This window comes from Paraburkholderia sp. UYCP14C (assembly GCF_004197395.1).
Classification (GTDB): domain Bacteria; phylum Pseudomonadota; class Gammaproteobacteria; order Burkholderiales; family Burkholderiaceae; genus Paraburkholderia.
This window is the reverse complement of record NZ_SELS01000343.1, coordinates 1-485: the sequence shown is the minus strand read 5'-3', so window position 1 is coordinate 485 and position 485 is coordinate 1. Positions and strand designations below refer to the sequence as shown.

Sequence of the window (485 nt, the reverse complement as noted above, 5' to 3'; positions counted from 1 at the left end):
ACCATTTCTGCTCTTTCACGCAGGCTGCATCAGCTCGTCCATGTAACGCAAAAATCGCGTATTTTGAACCACGCCGAAGAAGGTTTCTCGAATAATCGAATTGACTTGGAAAATGTGATTGCTGTCCAAGCTGGAAATAGGGTCGTCTATGTAGACCAACGATTTTGAGAAATCTTCTAGCTCGTCTAGCTTCGTCAAGAAAAACGCGAAGGCGACGGCTGTCTTTTCGCCTTCGCTAAGGTTTTTCGCGATCGCCTCTCTGCGAGCGAGCCGGAACCGGTCCGACTCTCCTTCCTTGACCACCTCGATGTGGAGCTCGTCGCTCCCAAGTAGATTCGAGATTCGGGCGTTTATCTTCTCTCGGCCTTTTTGCGCGAAGCTGATTTGAGCTTCCAGCTCCAGATTTTCGGGGCGGTTTCAAGCCGAAGTGCAACAAGGGGGTTAATGTTTAGCGTCTTGGGGTTGACTTGCTGAGGCGAGCGTAG

General features: G+C 50.7%; 1 protein-coding gene. It reads right to left on the bottom strand.

Annotated features, from left to right (window positions below):
• Positions 1–15: 15 nt before the first annotated feature.
• On the bottom strand, positions 16–396 hold the full coding sequence (locus EVC45_RS48230) for an AAA family ATPase (protein ID WP_373683143.1): 381 nt from the start codon (positions 394–396) through the stop codon (positions 16–18).
• Positions 397–485: the final 89 nt, after the last annotated feature.